At 67.9% G+C, this 17539-nt stretch carries 13 protein-coding genes and 1 pseudogene; 2 read left to right on the top strand and 12 right to left on the bottom strand.

The genetic code is table 11. The features are described 5' to 3' along the window. From ribD to DFQ14_RS15820, 11 genes and pseudogenes are all read right to left on the bottom strand, one after another. Positions 1 to 993, bottom strand: coding sequence for a bifunctional diaminohydroxyphosphoribosylaminopyrimidine deaminase/5-amino-6-(5-phosphoribosylamino)uracil reductase RibD (gene ribD / locus DFQ14_RS15870; RefSeq protein ID WP_114454208.1), 993 nt, complete (start codon positions 991 to 993; stop codon positions 1 to 3). A gap of 76 nt (positions 994 to 1069) precedes the next feature. Beyond that, the gene (gene rpe / locus DFQ14_RS15865) at positions 1070 to 1750 is read right to left on the bottom strand and encodes a ribulose-phosphate 3-epimerase (RefSeq protein WP_114454207.1); all 681 of its coding nucleotides are present in this window, start codon (positions 1748 to 1750) and stop codon (positions 1070 to 1072) included. A gap of 148 nt (positions 1751 to 1898) precedes the next feature. Next, positions 1899 to 2312 carry an OsmC family protein gene (locus tag DFQ14_RS15860; RefSeq protein ID WP_114454085.1) on the bottom strand — a complete coding sequence of 138 codons (414 nt, stop codon included), beginning with the start codon at positions 2310 to 2312 and terminating at the stop codon, positions 1899 to 1901. A 138-nt stretch (positions 2313 to 2450) separates the two neighbouring features. Further along, positions 2451 to 2915, bottom strand: a complete 465-nt coding sequence (locus DFQ14_RS15855; protein ID WP_114454084.1) for a nucleoside deaminase — start codon at positions 2913 to 2915, stop codon at positions 2451 to 2453. A 91-nt stretch (positions 2916 to 3006) separates the two neighbouring features. After that, positions 3007 to 4428, bottom strand: a complete 1422-nt coding sequence (locus DFQ14_RS15850; protein ID WP_114454083.1) for an RsmB/NOP family class I SAM-dependent RNA methyltransferase — start codon at positions 4426 to 4428, stop codon at positions 3007 to 3009. Continuing rightward, positions 4425 to 5351 carry a methionyl-tRNA formyltransferase gene (gene fmt / locus DFQ14_RS15845; RefSeq protein WP_114454082.1) on the bottom strand — a complete coding sequence of 309 codons (927 nt, stop codon included), beginning with the start codon at positions 5349 to 5351 and terminating at the stop codon, positions 4425 to 4427. The genes DFQ14_RS15850 and fmt overlap by 4 nt, the downstream gene beginning before the upstream one ends. A 199-nt stretch (positions 5352 to 5550) precedes the next feature. Further along, positions 5551 to 7272 (bottom strand): ABC transporter family substrate-binding protein, encoded by a 1722-nt coding sequence (locus DFQ14_RS15840; RefSeq protein ID WP_141921327.1) that lies wholly within the window; start codon positions 7270 to 7272, stop codon positions 5551 to 5553. Positions 7273 to 7373: 101 nt separating this feature from the next. Then, positions 7374 to 9479, bottom strand: a complete 2106-nt coding sequence (locus DFQ14_RS15835) for a dipeptide ABC transporter ATP-binding protein (protein ID WP_114454080.1) — start codon at positions 9477 to 9479, stop codon at positions 7374 to 7376. Positions 9480 to 9529: 50 nt separating this feature from the next. After that, positions 9530 to 10465 (bottom strand): ABC transporter permease, encoded by a 936-nt coding sequence (locus DFQ14_RS15830; protein WP_114454079.1) that lies wholly within the window; start codon positions 10463 to 10465, stop codon positions 9530 to 9532. A gap of 13 nt (positions 10466 to 10478) precedes the next feature. Then, positions 10479 to 11461 (bottom strand): annotated as a pseudogene (locus DFQ14_RS15825) (ABC transporter permease). Positions 11462 to 11764: 303 nt separating this feature from the next. Further along, on the bottom strand, positions 11765 to 13381 hold the full coding sequence (locus DFQ14_RS15820) for a putative glycoside hydrolase (RefSeq protein WP_114454078.1): 1617 nt from the start codon (positions 13379 to 13381) through the stop codon (positions 11765 to 11767). Positions 13382 to 13654: 273 nt separating this feature from the next. On the opposite strand from DFQ14_RS15820, the gene DFQ14_RS15815 reads away from it, so the two are divergent. Then, the gene (locus DFQ14_RS15815) at positions 13655 to 14680 is read left to right on the top strand and encodes a polysaccharide deacetylase family protein (RefSeq protein ID WP_246195600.1); all 1026 of its coding nucleotides are present in this window, start codon (positions 13655 to 13657) and stop codon (positions 14678 to 14680) included. Between the two features lie 30 nt (positions 14681 to 14710). On the opposite strand, the gene DFQ14_RS15810 is transcribed toward DFQ14_RS15815, so the two are convergent. Beyond that, entirely contained in the window at positions 14711 to 16765 is a 2055-nt protein-coding gene (locus DFQ14_RS15810; RefSeq protein ID WP_114454077.1) for a primosomal protein N', read from the bottom strand. A 164-nt stretch (positions 16766 to 16929) separates the two neighbouring features. Between DFQ14_RS15810 and DFQ14_RS15805 the strand changes: the two genes are divergently transcribed. Further along, positions 16930 to 17391 carry a tRNA (cytidine(34)-2'-O)-methyltransferase gene (locus tag DFQ14_RS15805; protein ID WP_114454076.1) on the top strand — a complete coding sequence of 154 codons (462 nt, stop codon included), beginning with the start codon at positions 16930 to 16932 and terminating at the stop codon, positions 17389 to 17391. Positions 17392 to 17539 lie beyond the last annotated feature (148 nt).

The following is a 17539-nucleotide window of genomic DNA, read 5'->3' as shown; positions in this document are numbered from 1 at the left end:
CTAATCCGCCGGAACCGCGCTGATACGCACGTCCGCACCACTCATGGTGGTCTCTTCGATCCGCAAGCGCCATGCCTGCGAGATACTCGCCACGCCCGCATCACCGAGCGCGGCAGGACCCGAGCCGAGCAGGCTCGGTGCGATGTAGGCCAGTACCCGATCGATGCACCCGGCGGCGAGGAACGCACCGGCCAGGCTCGGCCCTCCTTCGAGAAGCACGTCCACCACTCCACGGTCACCCAGCGCGGCGAGAACCGACTCGGGAGAGTCGCCCGGCAGCAGCAGGGTCTCGGCCACCGGATCCAGCACCCGGGAATCGGCGGGGATGTTCCGATCACCCACCACCACGCGCAGTGGCCGGCGCAGGGTCAGCTCACCGTCGGCGCCACGGGCGGTCAGATGCGGGTTGTCGGTCACGACCGTGCCCGTCCCCACGATGATCGCGTCCATCCGCTCCCGAAGTCGGTGAGCTTCTGCTCTCGAGAGTTCCGAGCTGATCCACTGACTGGTGCCATCGGCCGCAGCCGACCGCCCATCCAGGGTGGCCGCGTATTTCCAGGTGACATGCGGACGGCCGGTGTGCACGGCATGCAGCCAGGCACGCAGCGGTCCCCGAGCCACTTCCTCGGCCAGCATGCCGCCGCGAACCTCGAGGCCCGCCTCACGCAGCACAGCAGCACCACCACCTGCCCGAGGACTCGGATCCGCCACCGCGTAGACCACCCGCGCCACCCCGGCCTGCCGCAGCGCGTCCGTACACGCGCCCGTCCGACCGGTGTGCACGCACGGCTCCAGCGTCACCACCGCCGTTCCGCCGGCGGCACGGGTACCGGCGGCTCGGAGGGCGACCACTTCGGCATGAGGGCCTCCCGGAGGCTGGGTGGCGCCGGTCCCGGCAACCTGGCCCTCGGTGTCGAGGATCACACAGCCCACCGGTGGATTCGGGCTCGTCGTTCCCCGTACTTCCTCGCTGGCGGCTACCGCGCTCCGCATCACCGCGTCGAGCGGGTCCTCGATCGTGGCCGGGAGCCGACCGGCCCCGGAATCGCCGCTCACACCGATCACGCCCTCACTGCCGCACGTGCGCGTACGCGCCGGCCGCCTGGCCCCGCAACCCCTCGACGGCACGGACCGGGTCGTCGGCACCGTAGACCGCCGAGCCCGCCACGAAGCAGTCGACACCGGCCTCGGCCGCCTGCTCGATGGTGTCCGTGTTGATACCACCGTCGATTTCCACCACCAGGTTGAGATGGCCGGTGTCGACCATCCGGCGCGCTCGGCGGGTCTTGTCGAGCACTTCCGCGATGAACTTCTGCCCGCCGAAGCCCGGTTCGACCGACATCACCAGCAACGTGTCGTAGTGCTTGAGTATGTCGGTGTAGGGCTCCAGCGGGGTGTCCGGTTTGATCGACAACCCCGCCTTGGCGCCTGCGGCGCGCAGGTCGCGCGCGATGGCCACCGGATCGTCGGCCGCCTCGGCGTGCACCGTGACGTTGTGGGCCCCCGCTTCGGCGTAACCGATCGCCCAGCGGTCCGGGTTCTCGATCATCAGGTGGCAGTCCAGCGGAACGTCGGTGCTGTTCAGCAACGACTGCACCACCGGCAACCCCAGTGTCAGGTTCGGCACGAAATGCGCGTCCATCACGTCGACATGGAGCCAGTCGGCACCCTGGCCGGGCTGACCGCTCACGGCGGCCATCTCGTCGGCGAGCCGGGCGAAGTCGGCGGAGAGCAAGGACGGCGCGATCATCGGCTGGTTCGACACACGCGAAGTGTAGTCCTCGGCCGAGATCGCCTCCCACGGCCGTGCGGTCGGTCGAGAGATCGATCCCGGAAAGCCACCGGTGATGCGAGAAAGTCACTCGGGCCCACGCCCGTGGTCCGAACGCGCGGGCGTGTCAGCGAGGAAGCGACACGGTGATCGGAGTGCCTTCCTCGACGCTGCGGCTGACCGTGCACAGCCGATCGACGGCGCTTTCCACGGCGGCGACCAGCTTCCCGCGTTCGGCATCGTCGACACCGGAGAGATCGACGTCGAAGGACACCTGGATCGAGGAGAACTTGTGCGGGTCCTGCGGATCCTTGCTGCGATCGGCGTGCACGCTCAACGGGGCCGTCTCCCCGACCCGCCGGATCAGCAGCTGTTCCCCGGTCAGCCCGGAGCAACCGGCGATCGCGGCCAGCAGCAGCTCACCCGGAGTGAATGCCTCGGGAGCCCCGTCCGGCCCGATGGGCACCTCACCCCCGCGCTCGTTGCGGGCGACGAATCGTTGTTGCGAACTGCGCCGCACCTCGACCGGTGTGGAAGACATCCGTATCCGTTTCACTCGTTTGGCGGAATCAAACCGTGGAACTTACTCGTCACCGCGGCCTCCCGGGAAGCGCTGCGGATGCCGTTCTCACCACATTGCGCGTTTCACCACATCGCACGCGCTCGGCCCGGTGGCGTACTACTCGCCGATGTCCTCGTGCCACAGCCGTGGCTTCTCGGCGATGAACTCGGACATCATGCGCACGCACTCCGCATCGTCGAGCACGATCACCTCGACACCGTGCTCGGCCAGCCACTCGTGCGCACCGTGGAAGTTCCGGACCTCACCGACGACCAACCGGCCGATGCCGAACTGGCGCACCAGGCCACTGCAGAACCAGCACGGTGACAGCGTGGTCACCATCGTCGTCGCCGCGTAGGAAGGCTGCCGACCGGCGTCGCGGAAAGCGCAGGTCTCCCCGTGCGCTGCAGGGTCCCCGTCCTGTACCCGGCGGTTGCGCCCCCTCCCGAGAATCTCGCCGTCGCCGCCCACCAGGGCCGCGCCGATCGGTACCCCGCCCTCGGCCGCACCGGCCCGCGCCTCGGCGACCGCAACCGCCAGCCAGCTGCGGTAATCCTGTGCGTCCGCGTGTGAGGTGTTCATCGTTCCACTCCTCGCCGTGGGCCGTCGGGCCCTCGCTGTCGGCTGTCATTGCCCGGATGCCGCCGTCCGGGGCGTCGTCGCTGCCTCTTGCTCACACCCGCAGCAGCGCGCAGAACATGGCATCGGTGCCATGGCGGTGCGGCCACAACTGCACGTGCGGACCCGGGCCGAGAGCCGGCACGCCGGGAAAGTGCTGCCGCGCATCGAGGGTGCCCACACCGGTGCGCCGCACCACATCGGCCACGACTCCCTCGGTTTCCGGCAGGTGCGGCGAGCAGACCACGTAAGCCACGACCCCGCCCGGACGAGTCAGTTCGATCGCCGACAGCAGGAGTTCCCGCTGCAAGCGAGCAAGCCCGGGCACATCCGCCGGATCCCGCCGCCAGCGCGCTTCCGGCCTGCGGCGCAACGCGCCGAGCCCCGTACAGGGCGCGTCCACCAGAACCCGGTCGAACCCGCCGGTCAGGCCGGGAGAGCGACCATCGGCGACGTGGACGTTCACCGAGAGCCCCTCGGTGCTTTTCTCGACCAGTTCGGCGCGGTGTTCGGCCTGCTCGACGGCATCGAGCGTGCCACCGTCGAGCGTGATCAAGGACCCCAGAAGTTTCGCCTTTCCGCCCGGCCCCGCGCACAGATCCAGCCACCGGGTGTCGGTCCCGTCGAGCTCCGCTCCGGCCATGGCCAGCGCGGTGAGCTGACTGCCCTCGTCCTGGACGGCGGCAAAGCCCTCCTGGACCGGTTCCAGTTCTCCGGGATCGCCCGAGCCCGGATCCAGATGCACCCCGTACGGGGAGTACGGCGCCGGGTCCCCACCGGTGATCGCGGCCAGTTCGTCCGCGCTGATCTCACCGGGACGCGCGGCCAGGTGCACGGCCGGGCGCGCATCGTCGGCGGCCAGCGCCGCCTCGAGCTCCTCCCCTGTCGTGGCCAGGGCATCGGAGAAGGACTGCGCGATCCAGCGCGGGTGCGCGTAGCGCAGCGCCAGATGCCCGACCGGGTCGGTGTCCCGGTCCGGAGCGATCCGCTCGATCCAGTGCTGCTCGTCGTGCTCGCCGACCCTGCGGAGTACGGCATTGGCGAATCCCGCCAGTTTGGAGCCGACCTGGCCACGGACCAGGTCCACGGTGGCCGCGACGGCCGCGTGCGCGGGAATCCTCGTCCGCAGCAGTTGATACGTCCCCAAGCGCAACGCATCGAGCAGCAGTGGATCCACATCGGACAGATCGCGCGCGCTGCACTCCGTGATGATCGCATCGAGCAGCCCCTGCGCACGGCAGGCACCGTAGGTGAGCTCCGTGGCCAGCGCCGCATCGCGGCCGCTGACTCGCCGGCGGCTCAGCATCGCGGGCAGGGCGAGATTCGCATAGGCGTCGCGTTCGCGCACCGCCCGCAGCGCCTCCAGCGCCGCGAGGCGGGCGGGGTCGTCGGCCGGAGGTCGGCTCGGCCCTCGCCGTCGCTGTGGCGGGCGGGACTGCTTCGGACGGGACGACCGCCCGGGACGGTTCCGGTTCACTGCAGTTTCAGTCCTTGCTCGATGTGGGCTCCGCGCGCCCAGTCGGTGGCGGCCATGCGTTTCTTGCCGCGTGCCTGCACCTCGCCCAGCTCGACCGCCGTGGTGGCGGTACCCACGAGTACGCGCCGCCGTTGCAGGAGGAGTTCCCCCGGCTGCAGGTCTTCTGTGTCCACGACCGAAACCGGGCCGAGCTTGAAGCGCTCCTGCCCGAGCCACGCCCACGCACCCGGGTCCGGGGTGACCGAGCGGATCATCCGGTCCACGGCCTGCGCGGGTGCCGCGAAATCCACTTTCGCGTCCTCGGCAGTGACCTTGGGCGCGTAGCTGACGTTCTCGGTCGGCTGCTCCTCGGCGTGCAGGGTGCCGTCCTCGATCCCGTCCAGGGTCTTCACCAGCAACTCCGCCCCGGACACCGACAATCGTTCGAGCAGCGCCCCCGCGGTGTCGTCGGCGCGGACCTCCTCGGTGACCACCCCGAACGCCGGGCCTGCGTCGAGCTCGGGAACGATCCGAAACGTCGTCGCCCCCGTGATCTCGTCACCGTGGCGAATCGCGGCCTGCACCGGCGCGGCTCCCCGCCACGCGGGCAGCAAGGAGAAGTGCAGGTTGATCCACCCGTGCCGCGGGACGGCGAGGGCCTTCTCCGGCAGCAGCGCGCCGTAGGCCACCACGGGGCAACAGTCCGGTGCGAGCTCGGCCAGCCTCGCCAGGAAGTCCGGATCCGAGGCGCGTGCGGGTGTGAGCACCTCGAGCCCGTGCTCGTCGGCCAGCGCGCCGACCGGGGAACGCGTCAGTGTGCGACCACGCCCGGCCGGTGCGTCGGGACGCGTCACCACGGCGACGACGTCGTGGCGCGGGGAGTCGAGCAGCGCCCGCAACGCGGGCACGGCCGGTGCGGGCGTACCGGCGAAGACGACGCGCATCTCAGTGCGCCCTTCGGAAAACCGGGAACGGCCGGACGGTCACGCGAACCCCCTGGAGTGTCGACAGTGCTGGGGCGAGGTAACGCCGGGTGCACGGTACGGAGGTCAGTCTAGTCGGAACCATCCGGGCGCTCCCGCCCGCGGGCTCATCACCGACGGGGCGGCCATACCGACGGAAACGGCCGCCCCGCCCGAACGGTTACTTGACGAAGCCGACGTTCTCGTAGATCGGAGTACCACCGCTCGTGCTCCCGCTGAAGAAGCCGAACGCGCCGAAGTTGGCCAGGTCCGCGTTGCACGCGATGATCTCGGGGCGCTGGTACAACGACAGGGAGTGCACCTCGTCCCAGATCAGTTTGTCGATCCTGTTGTAGAGCTTACGGGACTTCTCCGGATTCAGGGTTTGTCCCGCCTTGTTGAACAGCCTGTCGATCTCCTCCGAGCCGATCCGGGCGAAGTTCTGCTGGATCTTCAGACCGTTCTCGCCCTGAGTGGGCTTGGCGTAGATGGAGGAGCTGCTCGAGGGGAACGCCGTTCCGATCCAGGAGAACGGGACGATGTCGAAGTTGCCCGGGCTGACGTACTTGTCGAAGAACGTGTTGGTCGGCACCGCCTTGATGTCGACCTTGATGCCGATCTCCTTGAGCATCGTCTGGGTCAGTTTCGCCTCGTTCTCACTCGTGGAGACGCCGGTGGGGATGAGGAATGTCAGCTCGAGTTTCTTGCCGTCCTTGGTGCGTATCCCGTTCTGCCCGGTCCAGCCGGCCTCGTCGAGCAGCTTCCTGGCCTGCTTCGGGTCGTACTTGCCGATCCGGCCGGTGTTGTCCCGATACCCCTTCTGGTTGGGCAGGTACAGGTGGTTGTTGAGCACCTTGTCCGGCCAGGGCAATCCCTTGAGGTCGGACTGCACCAGCGCCTTGCGATTGATGCTCAGCGCCACCGCCCTGCGGACTTTCACGTCGGAGAGCACGGGACTGCGTCCGTTGAGCGTGAAGTGCCGGAAGTTGGGCGCTCCCGCGACCCTGATGTCGGTGTTCGGAACCTGCTTCGCGCGCTTGTAGGCGCCCGAGTCGGCTCCGACGTCGAAGAAGTCGATCGCCCCGTTGGCGAACGCACCCTGCATGGCATCGGGGCTCATGTTGACGAAGACGATCTTGTCGAGCTTCGCCCTCGGCCCCCACCACTTCTCGTTGCGCACGAGGGTGATGGTCTTGGCCGCCTTGTCGATCTTGCTCAGCTTGAACGGGCCCGCCGTGGTTCTGATCTCACTCAGCCATCCCTCGTTGAACACCTGTGGGTCGCTGTTCGTCGTGACCGGATACAGGGGACTGAACAGGGACTCGAAGTCGGCGTAGGGCTTTTCGAACGTGACCACGACGTGGAACTTGTCCTCGCCCTTCTCGACACTGGCGATCTGGTCGTAGCCGGTTGTCGAGGCCACCTGGTAGGCCTTGTTCTCACCGTTGAGCGCCTGCCACTGCGCGCGGTAGGTCTTCCAGGTGATCGGAGTGCCGTCGTACCACTCGGCTTTCGGGTTCAGCACGTAGGTCACCACCTGCTGCGGATCCCTGCGCACGCGCACGTCGGTGACGTAGTTCGGGTTCAACTCGGGAACGCCCTCGGCGGTGACCCGATACGGGCTGGGCATCATCGCGTACATCACGTCCGCGGTCGACACCTCGGGCCCGTTGAGGTGGTTGTAGTTCCACTGGGTGGAGAACTGCTCGATCGGCCACCGCAGCGTGCCCCCGTCCTTGATCTCCGAGCGCGGTGTTTTGTTGATCGTGACAGCCTGTACCCCCGGCGCCTCGGCGGTGTCGCCGCCCTGGCCGTTACCGCCTGCACTGCTGCAGGCACCGAGGGCCATGACCAGCGCGATGGCCGGTGCGATGAGCACGAGACCGCGTCGCCTTCGATGCATCTTTCCTCCTGCGGATTCGGCGCCGGTGGTGTCCACGGGAGTGCTCCGGGCACGCCGGGCGCCGTTGTTCGATATCCCTGGTTCCGGTCGTCATCGGCACATCACAGGACCTCCAGCGATTCGGCGTAGTGGCACGCGGCCCCGTGGTCGGTGCCTCGGTCGTACATCGGCGGCTCCTCGTCGATGCAGCGCTGCTTGCTGTCTGCGTCGAGGACCGCGAACTTCGGACAGCGAGTTCTGAACCGGCATCCGGACGGAGGATCGGCAGGGCTCGGGAGATCGCCGTCGAGCAGGATCCGCTCCCGCGTGCGTTCCCGTGCCGGGTCCGGCAGCGGGACGGCGGACAGCAACGCCTGGGTGTAGGGATGCGCCGGCGTGTTGAACACGGCGTCGACACTGCCGATCTCGGCGAGCTTGCCCAGGTACATCACCGCGATCCGGTCACAGATGTGGTGAACCACCGACAGGTCGTGCGCCACGAACAGGTAGGACAGATTCAGGTTCGCCCGCAATTCCTCGAGCAGATTGATCACGCCGGCCTGAATCGACACGTCCAGCGCGGAGACCGGTTCGTCCAGAATGAGCAGTTGCGGATCCAGGGCGAGCGCCCGCGCGATGCCGATCCGTTGGCGCTGCCCGCCGGAGAACTGCCGCGGGTAGCGGTCGGCGTGCGATGCGCGCAGGCCCACGAGTTCGAGCAGCTCCCGCACCCGCTTCGCGGTGGCCGCGGCGTCGCTGCCGTGGGTGCGCAGTGGCTCGCCGACGATCTCACCGACCGGCATGCGCGGGTCCAGTGAGGACATGGGGTCCTGGAACACCACCTGCATCCGCTGCCGCAGCCGCTTGCGGTCGCGGCGCCCGAGTTCGGCGGTCGACGAGCCCAGCACGCTGATCGCGCCCTGCTGTGGCGCGGCCAGCTCCAGCACCTGCATCAGCGTGGTCGTCTTGCCGCAGCCGGATTCACCCACCAGCGCCAGTGCCTCGCCCTCGCGGATGTCGAAGCCGACGCCGTCGACGGCGTAGACCGTGCCGACCGGCCGCTTGATGACCGTGCCTTTGAGCACGGGAAAGTGTTTGGCCAGCTCGCTCACTTCGAGCACGGCCGGGCGCTGCTCACGCCTGTCCGGCCCGACACCCGCTCCGGTGGTCTGCGGACGCGGGAAGATGTCGCCGGGAGCGAGATCCCGCTCGGCGAGCACGTCGCTGCGGTGGCAGGCGGCACGGTGCCGAGCGGAATCCACGGCCAGCAGTTCGGGCTCGGTCCGGCGGCAGGTCGCCACGGCCATCGGGCACCGCGGCGCGAACGGGCATCCCGGCGGCAGGTCCACCATCGACGGGGGGTTGCCGTCCACCGGGGTCAGGGGCAGGCGTTCGCGGTCGTCGGCGCGTGGTACCGCTCCCAGCAGCCCCAGCGTGTAGGGCATCCGGGGACGGCGGTAGAGGTCGTCGACATCGGCGACCTCGACAGGCCTGCCCGCGTACATCACCATGACCCGATCGGCCAGACCGGCGATCACACCGAGATCGTGCGTGATCATGATCAGTGCCGCGCCGGTGGCGCGCTGAACCCTCCTGAGCACCTCCAGCACCTGCGCCTGGATCGTCACGTCCAGCGCGGTGGTGGGCTCGTCGGCGATGATCACGTCGGGCTCGTTGGCGATGGCCATGGCGATCACGACACGTTGGCGCATGCCACCCGAGAACTCGTGCGGGAAGGAGTTCACCCGTTCCTCGGCATTGGGCACCCCCACCATGCGCAGCAGCTCCACGGCGCGGGTCATGGCATCGCGTCCGGATGTGTCGCGGTGTGTGCGGATGGCCTCCACGAGCTGCTCGCCGATGGTGTACACCGGTGTGAGCGCGCTGAGCGGATCCTGGAAGATCATCGAGACTTTCCTGCCGCGCAGCCGGGAGAGTTCGGAATCGCGCTTGCCGAGCAGTTCCTGTCCCCGCAGCCGGGCCGAACCACCGACCTGTGCCTCCTCGGGCAGCAAGCCCATCAATGCCAGCGACGACACGGATTTGCCCGACCCGGACTCCCCCACGATGCCGAGAACCTCGCCGGCCTCCAGATCGAAACTCACCCCGCGCACGGCGTGCACTCGCCCGCTCTCACTGGGAAAGGCGACGTCGAGATCACGAACTTCGAGGACCGGCGTGTCCGTGCCACCGCACTCGGCGGCACCGACCCGGCTGGTCACGGTCATGTGGCCACCTCTCCCACTCCCGGTCTTCGGAATTTCTCCGCGCGGCGTGCTCATCGGGAACCGCCCTCCGCGTCCGGATCCAAGGCGTCCCGCAAGCCGTCTCCGACGAAGTTCACGGCCAGCACGAACAGCACGAGCGCACCACCGGCGAACAGGAACAACCAGGGATAGGAGATCGCCGAACGCGCGCCGTCGGAGATCAGCGTGCCCAGGGATACGTCCGGTGGCTGCACCCCGAAACCGAAGTAGGACAGCCCGGCTTCGGCGATCACCGCGAAGCCCACCTGCAGCGTCGCGTCGATGATGATGAACGAGGAGATGTTGGGAATGATGTGCCGGAACACGATGCGCGGCCCGGACACCCCCATGAAGCGGGCCGCCTGCACGTACGGTTGCTCCTTGACCGAGAAGGTCATCGCACGGATCGCCCGGGCGGGAACCATCCAGCTGAACAGCGCCAGCAGCGCCACGAACATCAACCACGTCGTTCCCTGGAAAGTCGGCGAGAGAACCGCGATGACCAGGAACGCCGGAAGTACCAGCAGCAGGTCGACGCCCCACATCAGGACGCGGTCCACTGCTCCGCCGTAGTAGGCGGCGAACGTGCCGATGACGGTGGCGAATCCGGTGGCTATCAGTCCTACCAGCAAACCGATGACCAGTGATTTCTGCAGCCCTCGCATCGTCAGGGCGAACACGTCGCCCCCCGTGCGGGTGGTGCCGAACCAGTGCTCCGCCGAAGGGGGTTCGAGAAACGAGGTGAAATCCTGCTCGTTGTAGTCCCAGGGAGTCAGGTAATGCCCGAGGTAGGCGATCGCGAAAAGCAGCACGATCACCACCAGCCCCACCAGCGCCATCCTGTTGCGCAGGAAGCGGCGAAATACGAGCCTGCGCCGGGGAATTCCTGCCGGCTCCGGCTCTTCGACGTCGCCGTCGGCCACCTCGTCGGCTTCGAGAGCACTCACCGTCCTGCCGGGTTCCACCATGGTTGGACGCTCCTTAACCGACTCGGACCCTGGGGTCGAGCAACGCGAGAATCACATCGGCCAGCAGTCCGGCGACGAGCACCATGACGCCGGCGAACAGGCTCACCGCGGCAACCGCGTTGACGTCCTGGCGGTGCACCGAGTCGATGAACCATTCGCCCATGCCGTGCCAGGCGAAGATCTTCTCCACGAAAATCGAACCGGTCAGCAGCAATCCGAAGTTGTAGGCGAAGAACGTCGCGACGGGAATCATGGAGGTGCGCAACCCGTGCTTGAGGATCGCTTTGGAGCGCGGCAATCCCTTCGCTCGTGCCGTACGCAGGTAGTCACTGCCGAGCACGTCCAGCAGGGTGCTGCGTTGATAGCGACTGTACCGGGCGACCTCGACGAGGATGAGCGTGAGCGTGGGCAGCACGAGATGACTGAGCCGATCGCCGAGATTTCCCCAGAATCCCGTATCCGAAGCCGGGGTGTACTCGCCGGTGTACTCGAACACCCGAAATCCCAGCATGTCGTTGACATTGACTGCGGCGTACTTGAGCATCACCGCGGTCAGGAAGACGGGAACGGCAAGCAACAGAAATGACAGCAGAGTGATCGCCCGATCGGACAATCGATACTGTTTGACCGCGCTCCACGCGCCGAGCAGCACTCCGAGTCCCGTACCGAGAACGGTCCCGATGAGCAGCAGCCGCAGACTGACCCCGATTCGCCGGCCCATCTCGGCATTGACGGAACCGCCGTCGATCGTCTTGCCGAAGTCTCCCTGCAGAACACCCCCACCCAGGTCCCGTAACGGGCGAGCAACGGGTCCTGGTCGTTCATGTTCAGCTCGGACAGCGTCGCATTCACGACCTCCGGCGGCGGAGGCGGATTTCGTTGCGCGAAATTCGATCGCGGATCGAGACTCACCGCGGCGAGCAGGTAAGCGACACTCGAGGCCACAATGACCAGAATCGCGTAGTTCAACAACCGGCGAAACAGGAATCTCGCCATTCAAGCGCCTCCCGTTCCACACTCGATCGCGTTCGATTTCGGTTGGCACGGGAGTTTATTGGGTGATGCACACCACGCAAGGGCTATTTGTCAAAACGTTACTTGCGTGGCCGTATCGCGCTTCCCGGAGGACGGAATTCCGGGAAAATCGGCAAAACAATTCTGCGGGACATCGCCATCGCGGCGTGGCCGCCGCTGCGCCATGGCGCGGCCGTGACCACCCGGTGCCGACGATCCGCGCCGTTTCCGTCCGGCCTCGCCCGGACGGAAACGGCGCACGTCTTCCGTACAGCTACGGAAAGGTCACGGCCGCGCGGACAGCGCTGCCGTGGTGTAGCGGCAGGCCGGCGACCACAGCAGGAACGAGTCGATCCCGTTGTCCCGGCTGGCCGTGATCTGGGCCTTGACTTCCTCGGGGCCGTAGGCCACACCGAGGCTGAAGTCCTGCAGCCACGGGAAGACCTGGGTGTTGGTGCCGCGCACCGCCTCGCGCCAGTCCTGCAGGGAACGGTGCACGATCTTGTACGGCTCCCGGTTCGGGTTGGCGACACCGTACTCACCGGGCCCCCAGTGCGAGGGGTAGATCATCGGTGCGACGTAGTCGAGGTGCTCGGCCATCATGGGGATGTTCTGCCCGACCGATTCGGGGCGGGTCACGGTGATGCCGAACACGCAGGCACCGAGGAAGGTGTCGTGCTCGCGAATCCGCTCGCGGGTCTGCTGGAGAAACGAGGCGATACTTTCCCCGGGGGCACTTTCCAGGCCGGCGAACCGCATGCTGTCGATGTTGCCGTCCGGGCGCCGCACGTAGTCGTAGAGAATATCGTCGAATCCCAGGGCAGCGGCCTCGGCGGCAATATCGATGTTGTACTGGCGTACCGCGGGATTGGCGAAATTGGTGAAGGAGAAGTTCCCGTATCCACCGTTGTAGGCGCCGCCGCCTGCGGTCTGCACGACCCGCTCGCGGTGCCCGGATTGCCACGAGGCCTCGGCGAGGATCGGGTCCTTGAAGGCGACCAGACGGCCCACCACGCGCACACCCATGCTGTGCAACTTGTCGATGACCTTGCGGGCGTCGTAATAGCCCTTGTCCGCGCCGATCTTGTTGGCCAGTGGAACCTGCGAGTCGTAGGGGATCTCGCCGCTCTCGTCCTTGATGTCCAGTTCGACCGTGTCGATCTTGCCCTCACGGGCCATCTGCAGGACCGGCTCGCGCAGCTGATCGCTCGTCCACGCGTGGCCGGTCATGTGCACGGCACGCATGCCGGGGTGAGTGACATTGACGGTGACGTCGACAGCGGTGCGGTTACCGGCTCGATCGCTGGCCACGACCGGGATCGTGGCAGGCGGTTGCTGCATCGAGGTGGTGAACTTCCCGGACTTGTCCAGTGGCACGGGATTACCCGCGACGGTGACGCGTGCCGCTCCCTCCGCGGTACCGGAGACCGTCACGGGAGCATCGAACGACTCGCTGCTCAGGGATTTTTCGGTGGCCAGCTGTGGCGCTGTGCCGTCCACGGTGAACTGCTCGGTGAAACTGCGATCGCCCAGCAGCGGGATCACCGACGGTACGGAGATCCGCAGCTCGTGACGCCCGTCGGCAAGGTCCTCCGGGCGGATCTCGGCGTGGCCCTGACCGACGTGCACGGACACGGGGCGACCGTCCACGTAGGCTCGCAGATGGTTCACCGATTCTCCGCGTACCTGGATGGCCCCGTCGGACACCGCTGAGGGAGTGACAGGATGCTCACCGATTCCGGCGATTTTCACACCCCAGCCGGACGACAGGTGCAGCAGCCAGACACCTCCCACCACGAGCACGAGAGCGGCAGCGGCGAGCAGGCTTTTGCTCAACCACGACGATGGTCGCTTTTCCGTGCCGGATGCGGGTGCATTTTCCTCCTGTGTCGAATCGACCATCGTGCGCCTCCTCGGTTACCGACCACAGTGGCCGAAAATATCCCAGGCTGCCACCCTGGATACCGCCGGTGCCGCCGAAAGCGTCCTGGCAGGTATCGGCATCCTCCGAGGACGGTATCAGTCACTCACACCGGCAGGTGATCATCGGCGACAGCAAGACCGACTTGGAGTAATCAAGACCGACTTTCCATTCCCTACAGTGTGGTACCTATGCTCTCGATCAGTGAAAATCGTGGACGGCTCTTCCGTTCTCCTCCATCCGGGCGAAGCACCATGTCCGGGCTCACCGCGCTCATCGCGGTCACCGGGTTGACTCTGGTCACCGGCTGCGGTGCTCCACGTGAGGTCGAACCGGCTGCGACGCAGGACCCGCCACAGCCCACGACCTCATCGGCCACCACCTCACCACCACCTCCCCCCGCCTCCGTCGCGGCGAACGAACTGGGGCAGGTGCCGGTGTTGATGTATCACCGGATCACCCCGAACCCCTCCAGCGTCTACGACCGGACTCCGCAGGAATTCCGCGCGGAGTTGGAGCGGCTCGCTCGTGAGGATTACGTTCCCGTCACGACAGCCGAATACGCCACCGGCAACATGGACATCCCGGCAGGGAGCCATCCCGTGGTGCTGACATTCGACGACTCTTCGGTCTCGCAGTTCTCCCTCGACGCCAACGGCGAACCGGCACAAGGCACCGCGGTGCGCATCCTGCTCGACGTGGCCGCCGACCATCCGGACTTTCGACCGGTGGCTTCGTTCTACGTCACCGAACCGGTGTTCGGAAAGCAGGACAACCAGCGCACTCTCCGCTGGTTGCACGAGCACGGCTTCGAGATCGGCAACCACACCCGGCAGCACCCCAACCTCGGCCAGGTCTCGGCACGAGAAGTGCAGCGCCAGATCGCCACCATGCAGCAGGAGATCACCTCCGCGGTTCCCGACGCCCGGGTCCGCACCATGGCGCTGCCGCTGGGGGTCGCTCCCGACAACGAGGAACTCGCCCGGTCCGGTTCCTTCGAGGGGACGCGGTACCGGCACGAGGCGGTGCTGCTGGTGGGAGCCGGACCGGCGCCGTCACCGTTCTCGCAGGAGTTCGACCCGCTCAATATCCCGCGTATCCGCTCGCAGGGCGACTCCGGCAAGGGAGCACGGTTCGGGTCGACGGCCTGGCTCGACAAGCTCGCCGCGAACCCACAGCGGCGGTACACATCGGACGGTGACCCCGAACGCATCTCGTTTCCCGACGGCAGCGACGGGAGCATCGCCGAACCTCTCGCAACGCGGGCACACCCGTACTGAGAGAGCGCCGAGCCGGTCGTGTCCCACCGATCAGAGCAGTTCCAGCGGATCGAGTTGAACACGTACCGGCTCGGCGCCCTTCCGGGCAGCACGTACGGCCTGGGCGGAGTACAGGCAGTCGGCCAGCGCCCGGCCGTCCTGGCGCGCGACCCGCAGGAGGGCACGCTCGCGGTCGGAGTTGCCGCTGTCGTCGACCTCTCCCAGCGGCACCGGCCCCAGGATCTCACCGCTGTCGGGGAGCGCCACGGAATCCAGCATGTCCGCCACGGCCTCCGGAGAGCCATCCACCGAGGCGACCCGTCTCGTCGGCGGGAAACCCAGTTCCTCCCGCTCGGCCAATTCCAGCGACGCGAACCAGGACGGGTCCCACCGCACCAGTGCCTGCACGGGTTGCAGTGCGGAATCGGCCATCACCACGACGCGTCCCCCGTCGCGGGCGGGGCGCACCATCGCCGCCGCGGCGAACCACAGGCGCAAGGCCTGCTCGGAGGCGCGCAGCTCCGGCCTGGCCAGCAGAGCACGACCGTCCAGCAGGAGTGCGGCTCCGTAACCGCCCTCGACAACCGGTTCGGCCCCGGGAGTGGACACGACCAGAGCAGCCCCGGAGGGAACCGATTCGAGCACTTCCCCACCGCCCGAGGTGCGTACGGTCACGCCGGGGAAGGCGCGCCCCAGCTCCTCGGCGGTGCGCCCGGCTCCGATCACCACCGCCCGCAATCGCCGGTCCCCGCACGAGGGGCACCGGAATGCCGCCTCCGTCGCCCCGCACCAGCGGCACGCGGCCGGTTTCGGAACTCCCTCCTCGGTCCCTCCCGGCAACGCGAGCGGCCCCGCGCACCGGCGGCATCGCGCACGTTCACGGCACCGTGCACACGCCAGCGCGGGCATGTAGCCGCGCCGCGGAACCTGGACGAGCACGGGTGTGTTCGCACGCAGCGCGGCACGGGCGGCCTCGAACGCCACCGACGGCAGACGTGCCGCCCGCGCAGCGGGATCCCTTGCCAGCTGTGTATCGTCCTCGCCGATCGCGGTCACGCGAGCCGCCGCCGCGCGCACCTCCTGCCGGTGCGCCACGACCTCACGGGCCCACCCCGATTCGATCAGCAGTGCCGCTTCGGCCGTCCGAGCGAACCCACCGACCAGCAGGGCCGCCCCGGCGGCATGCGCCCGGTGGGTCAGCACGTCCCGGGCATGCGGGTACGGCGCCTGAGGATAGGCATGCAGTTCGTCCCCGTCGTCCCACACCACGGCCAGTCCCAGATCACGCACCGGCGCGAACATGGCCGCGCGGGTTCCGACCACGACCCGCACGGCGCCACGCAGCACCGCCAGCCAGCGGCGATACCGCTCGGCGGGGCCCGATTCGGCGGTCAGTGCCACCACACCGTGCTGCCCCACAAGGCGGGCGCACGCTTTCTCCAGGCGGCGCACATCGCGGTGATCCGGCACGACGATCACCGCCGAGCGTCCTGCCGCGGCAGCCGTGGCGGCCGCCTCGGCCAGCCGGTCCGACCACTGCTCCCCCGGAAGCGCCTGCCACACCGCACGGGCCGATATGCCCGCGTACACCGCGTCCAGGAACGACGTGCCGTGCTGGTAACGGGACCAGTGCTGTACGGCCGGGCGCTGCGGGGAGGCGGCGGGAGCCCAGGGAGCCTCACCCTCCGCCCGCGCATGGCGTGGTGGCACGGCCAGCCGCAGCACATCGCCGAGCGTCCCCCCGTAGCGCCCGGCCACTCCTCGAGCCAGGCGCAGCAGGTCCTCGGAAAGCACCGGCTCGGGAGAAACGACCCGTTCCAACCAGGACAGCTGCCCCGCGAAATCGGACTCGGCGACGCGTTCCAGCAGGAAACCGTCGAGCAGCCTGCGATTGAAGCGCACCCGGACACGGCAACCGGGTACGGCTTCGGCATCGAGGCGTTCGGGGATGAGGTAGTCGAAAGGGCGGTCCAGATGCGGGGGCGACACATCGACGGCAACACGCGCGACCGGCAGTTCGGAGGCGGCGACACGCGTGCTCTCGCGCTGCGCGGACTTCCGGGGCGCCCCCTGCGCCTTCCCGCGCCGGGAACCCGCACCTGTCATACGCACCTGTGTACCAGAAGCAGGGGAGGCGACAGGGCGGCAACCGGTGCTGCGCACATCGGCTGAACGCACACCGCCCGGGCTCGATACACGGCCTGCCGCGCACTCGTTACGATGGCGCCCGCGCGGGAAGTGGCGGGACCGACGACGCGAAAGGGGCGCAGGTGTTCCACGTCGTCTTCCACCACCCCGAAATCCCGGGCAATACGGGCAACGCGATCCGGATGGTCGCCGGGGCCGGCTGCGTCCTGCACCTCATCGAGCCGCTGGGGTTCTCGGTCGAGGACGCCCAGTTGCGGCGTGCCGGTCTGGATTATCACGACAAGGCCGTTCTGCACGTGCATCCCGATATCGAGGCGGCATGGCGATCTCTGGAGCCGCAGCGGGTCATCGCGTTCACCGCATCGGCGCAACACTCCTACGAAACGATTGCCTACCGGCCCGGCGACGTGTTGCTGTTCGGCCGCGAATCGACCGGACTTCCGGACGAGGTGCTGCGTTCCGAGCAGCTCACCCAGCAGGTCCACATTCCCATGCTGCCCGGCATACGCTCGATGAACCTGGCGAACTCGGCGGCCGTGGCCGTCTACGAGGCATGGCGTCAGCAGGGCTTCACCATGCCGTGAGCCCGCTGCGGGCATGCTCGCTTGTCGCCGGTCACGTCCGGGCGGCTTCCCGGAGGGCGTCGACGCGGTTGGTGCGCTCCCAGGGCAGGTCCACGTCGGTGCGGCCGAAGTGCCCGTAGGCCGCCGTCGGCGCGTAGATCGGGTGCAG

It is taken from the genome of Halopolyspora algeriensis, from assembly GCF_003337235.1.
GTDB classification, from domain to species: domain Bacteria; phylum Actinomycetota; class Actinomycetes; order Mycobacteriales; family Pseudonocardiaceae; genus Haloactinomyces; species Haloactinomyces algeriensis.
The sequence above is the reverse complement of the archived record's forward strand: the minus strand, read 5'-3'. Positions and strand labels throughout refer to the sequence as shown.

What these genes read in the sequence shown, in the direction of transcription:
- ribD (WP_114454208.1), bottom strand. Translation starts at nt 993, where the DNA reads ATGCGGAGCGCGGTAGCCGCCAGCGAGGAAGTACGGGGAACGACGAGC.
- rpe (WP_114454207.1), bottom strand. Translation starts at nt 1,750, where the DNA reads ATGATCGCGCCGTCCTTGCTCTCCGCCGACTTCGCCCGGCTCGCCGAC.
- DFQ14_RS15860 (WP_114454085.1), bottom strand. Translation starts at nt 2,312, where the DNA reads ATGTCTTCCACACCGGTCGAGGTGCGGCGCAGTTCGCAACAACGATTC.
- DFQ14_RS15855 (WP_114454084.1), bottom strand. Translation starts at nt 2,915, where the DNA reads ATGAACACCTCACACGCGGACGCACAGGATTACCGCAGCTGGCTGGCG.
- fmt (WP_114454082.1), bottom strand. Translation starts at nt 5,351, where the DNA reads ATGCGCGTCGTCTTCGCCGGTACGCCCGCACCGGCCGTGCCCGCGTTG.
- DFQ14_RS15840 (WP_141921327.1), bottom strand. Translation starts at nt 7,272, where the DNA reads ATGCATCGAAGGCGACGCGGTCTCGTGCTCATCGCACCGGCCATCGCG.
- DFQ14_RS15835 (WP_114454080.1), bottom strand. Translation starts at nt 9,479, where the DNA reads ATGACCGTGACCAGCCGGGTCGGTGCCGCCGAGTGCGGTGGCACGGAC.
- DFQ14_RS15830 (WP_114454079.1), bottom strand. Translation starts at nt 10,465, where the DNA reads ATGGTGGAACCCGGCAGGACGGTGAGTGCTCTCGAAGCCGACGAGGTG.
- DFQ14_RS15820 (WP_114454078.1), bottom strand. Translation starts at nt 13,381, where the DNA reads ATGGTCGATTCGACACAGGAGGAAAATGCACCCGCATCCGGCACGGAA.
- DFQ14_RS15815 (WP_246195600.1), top strand. Translation starts at nt 13,655, where the DNA reads ATGTCCGGGCTCACCGCGCTCATCGCGGTCACCGGGTTGACTCTGGTC.
- DFQ14_RS15810 (WP_114454077.1), bottom strand. Translation starts at nt 16,765, where the DNA reads ATGACAGGTGCGGGTTCCCGGCGCGGGAAGGCGCAGGGGGCGCCCCGG.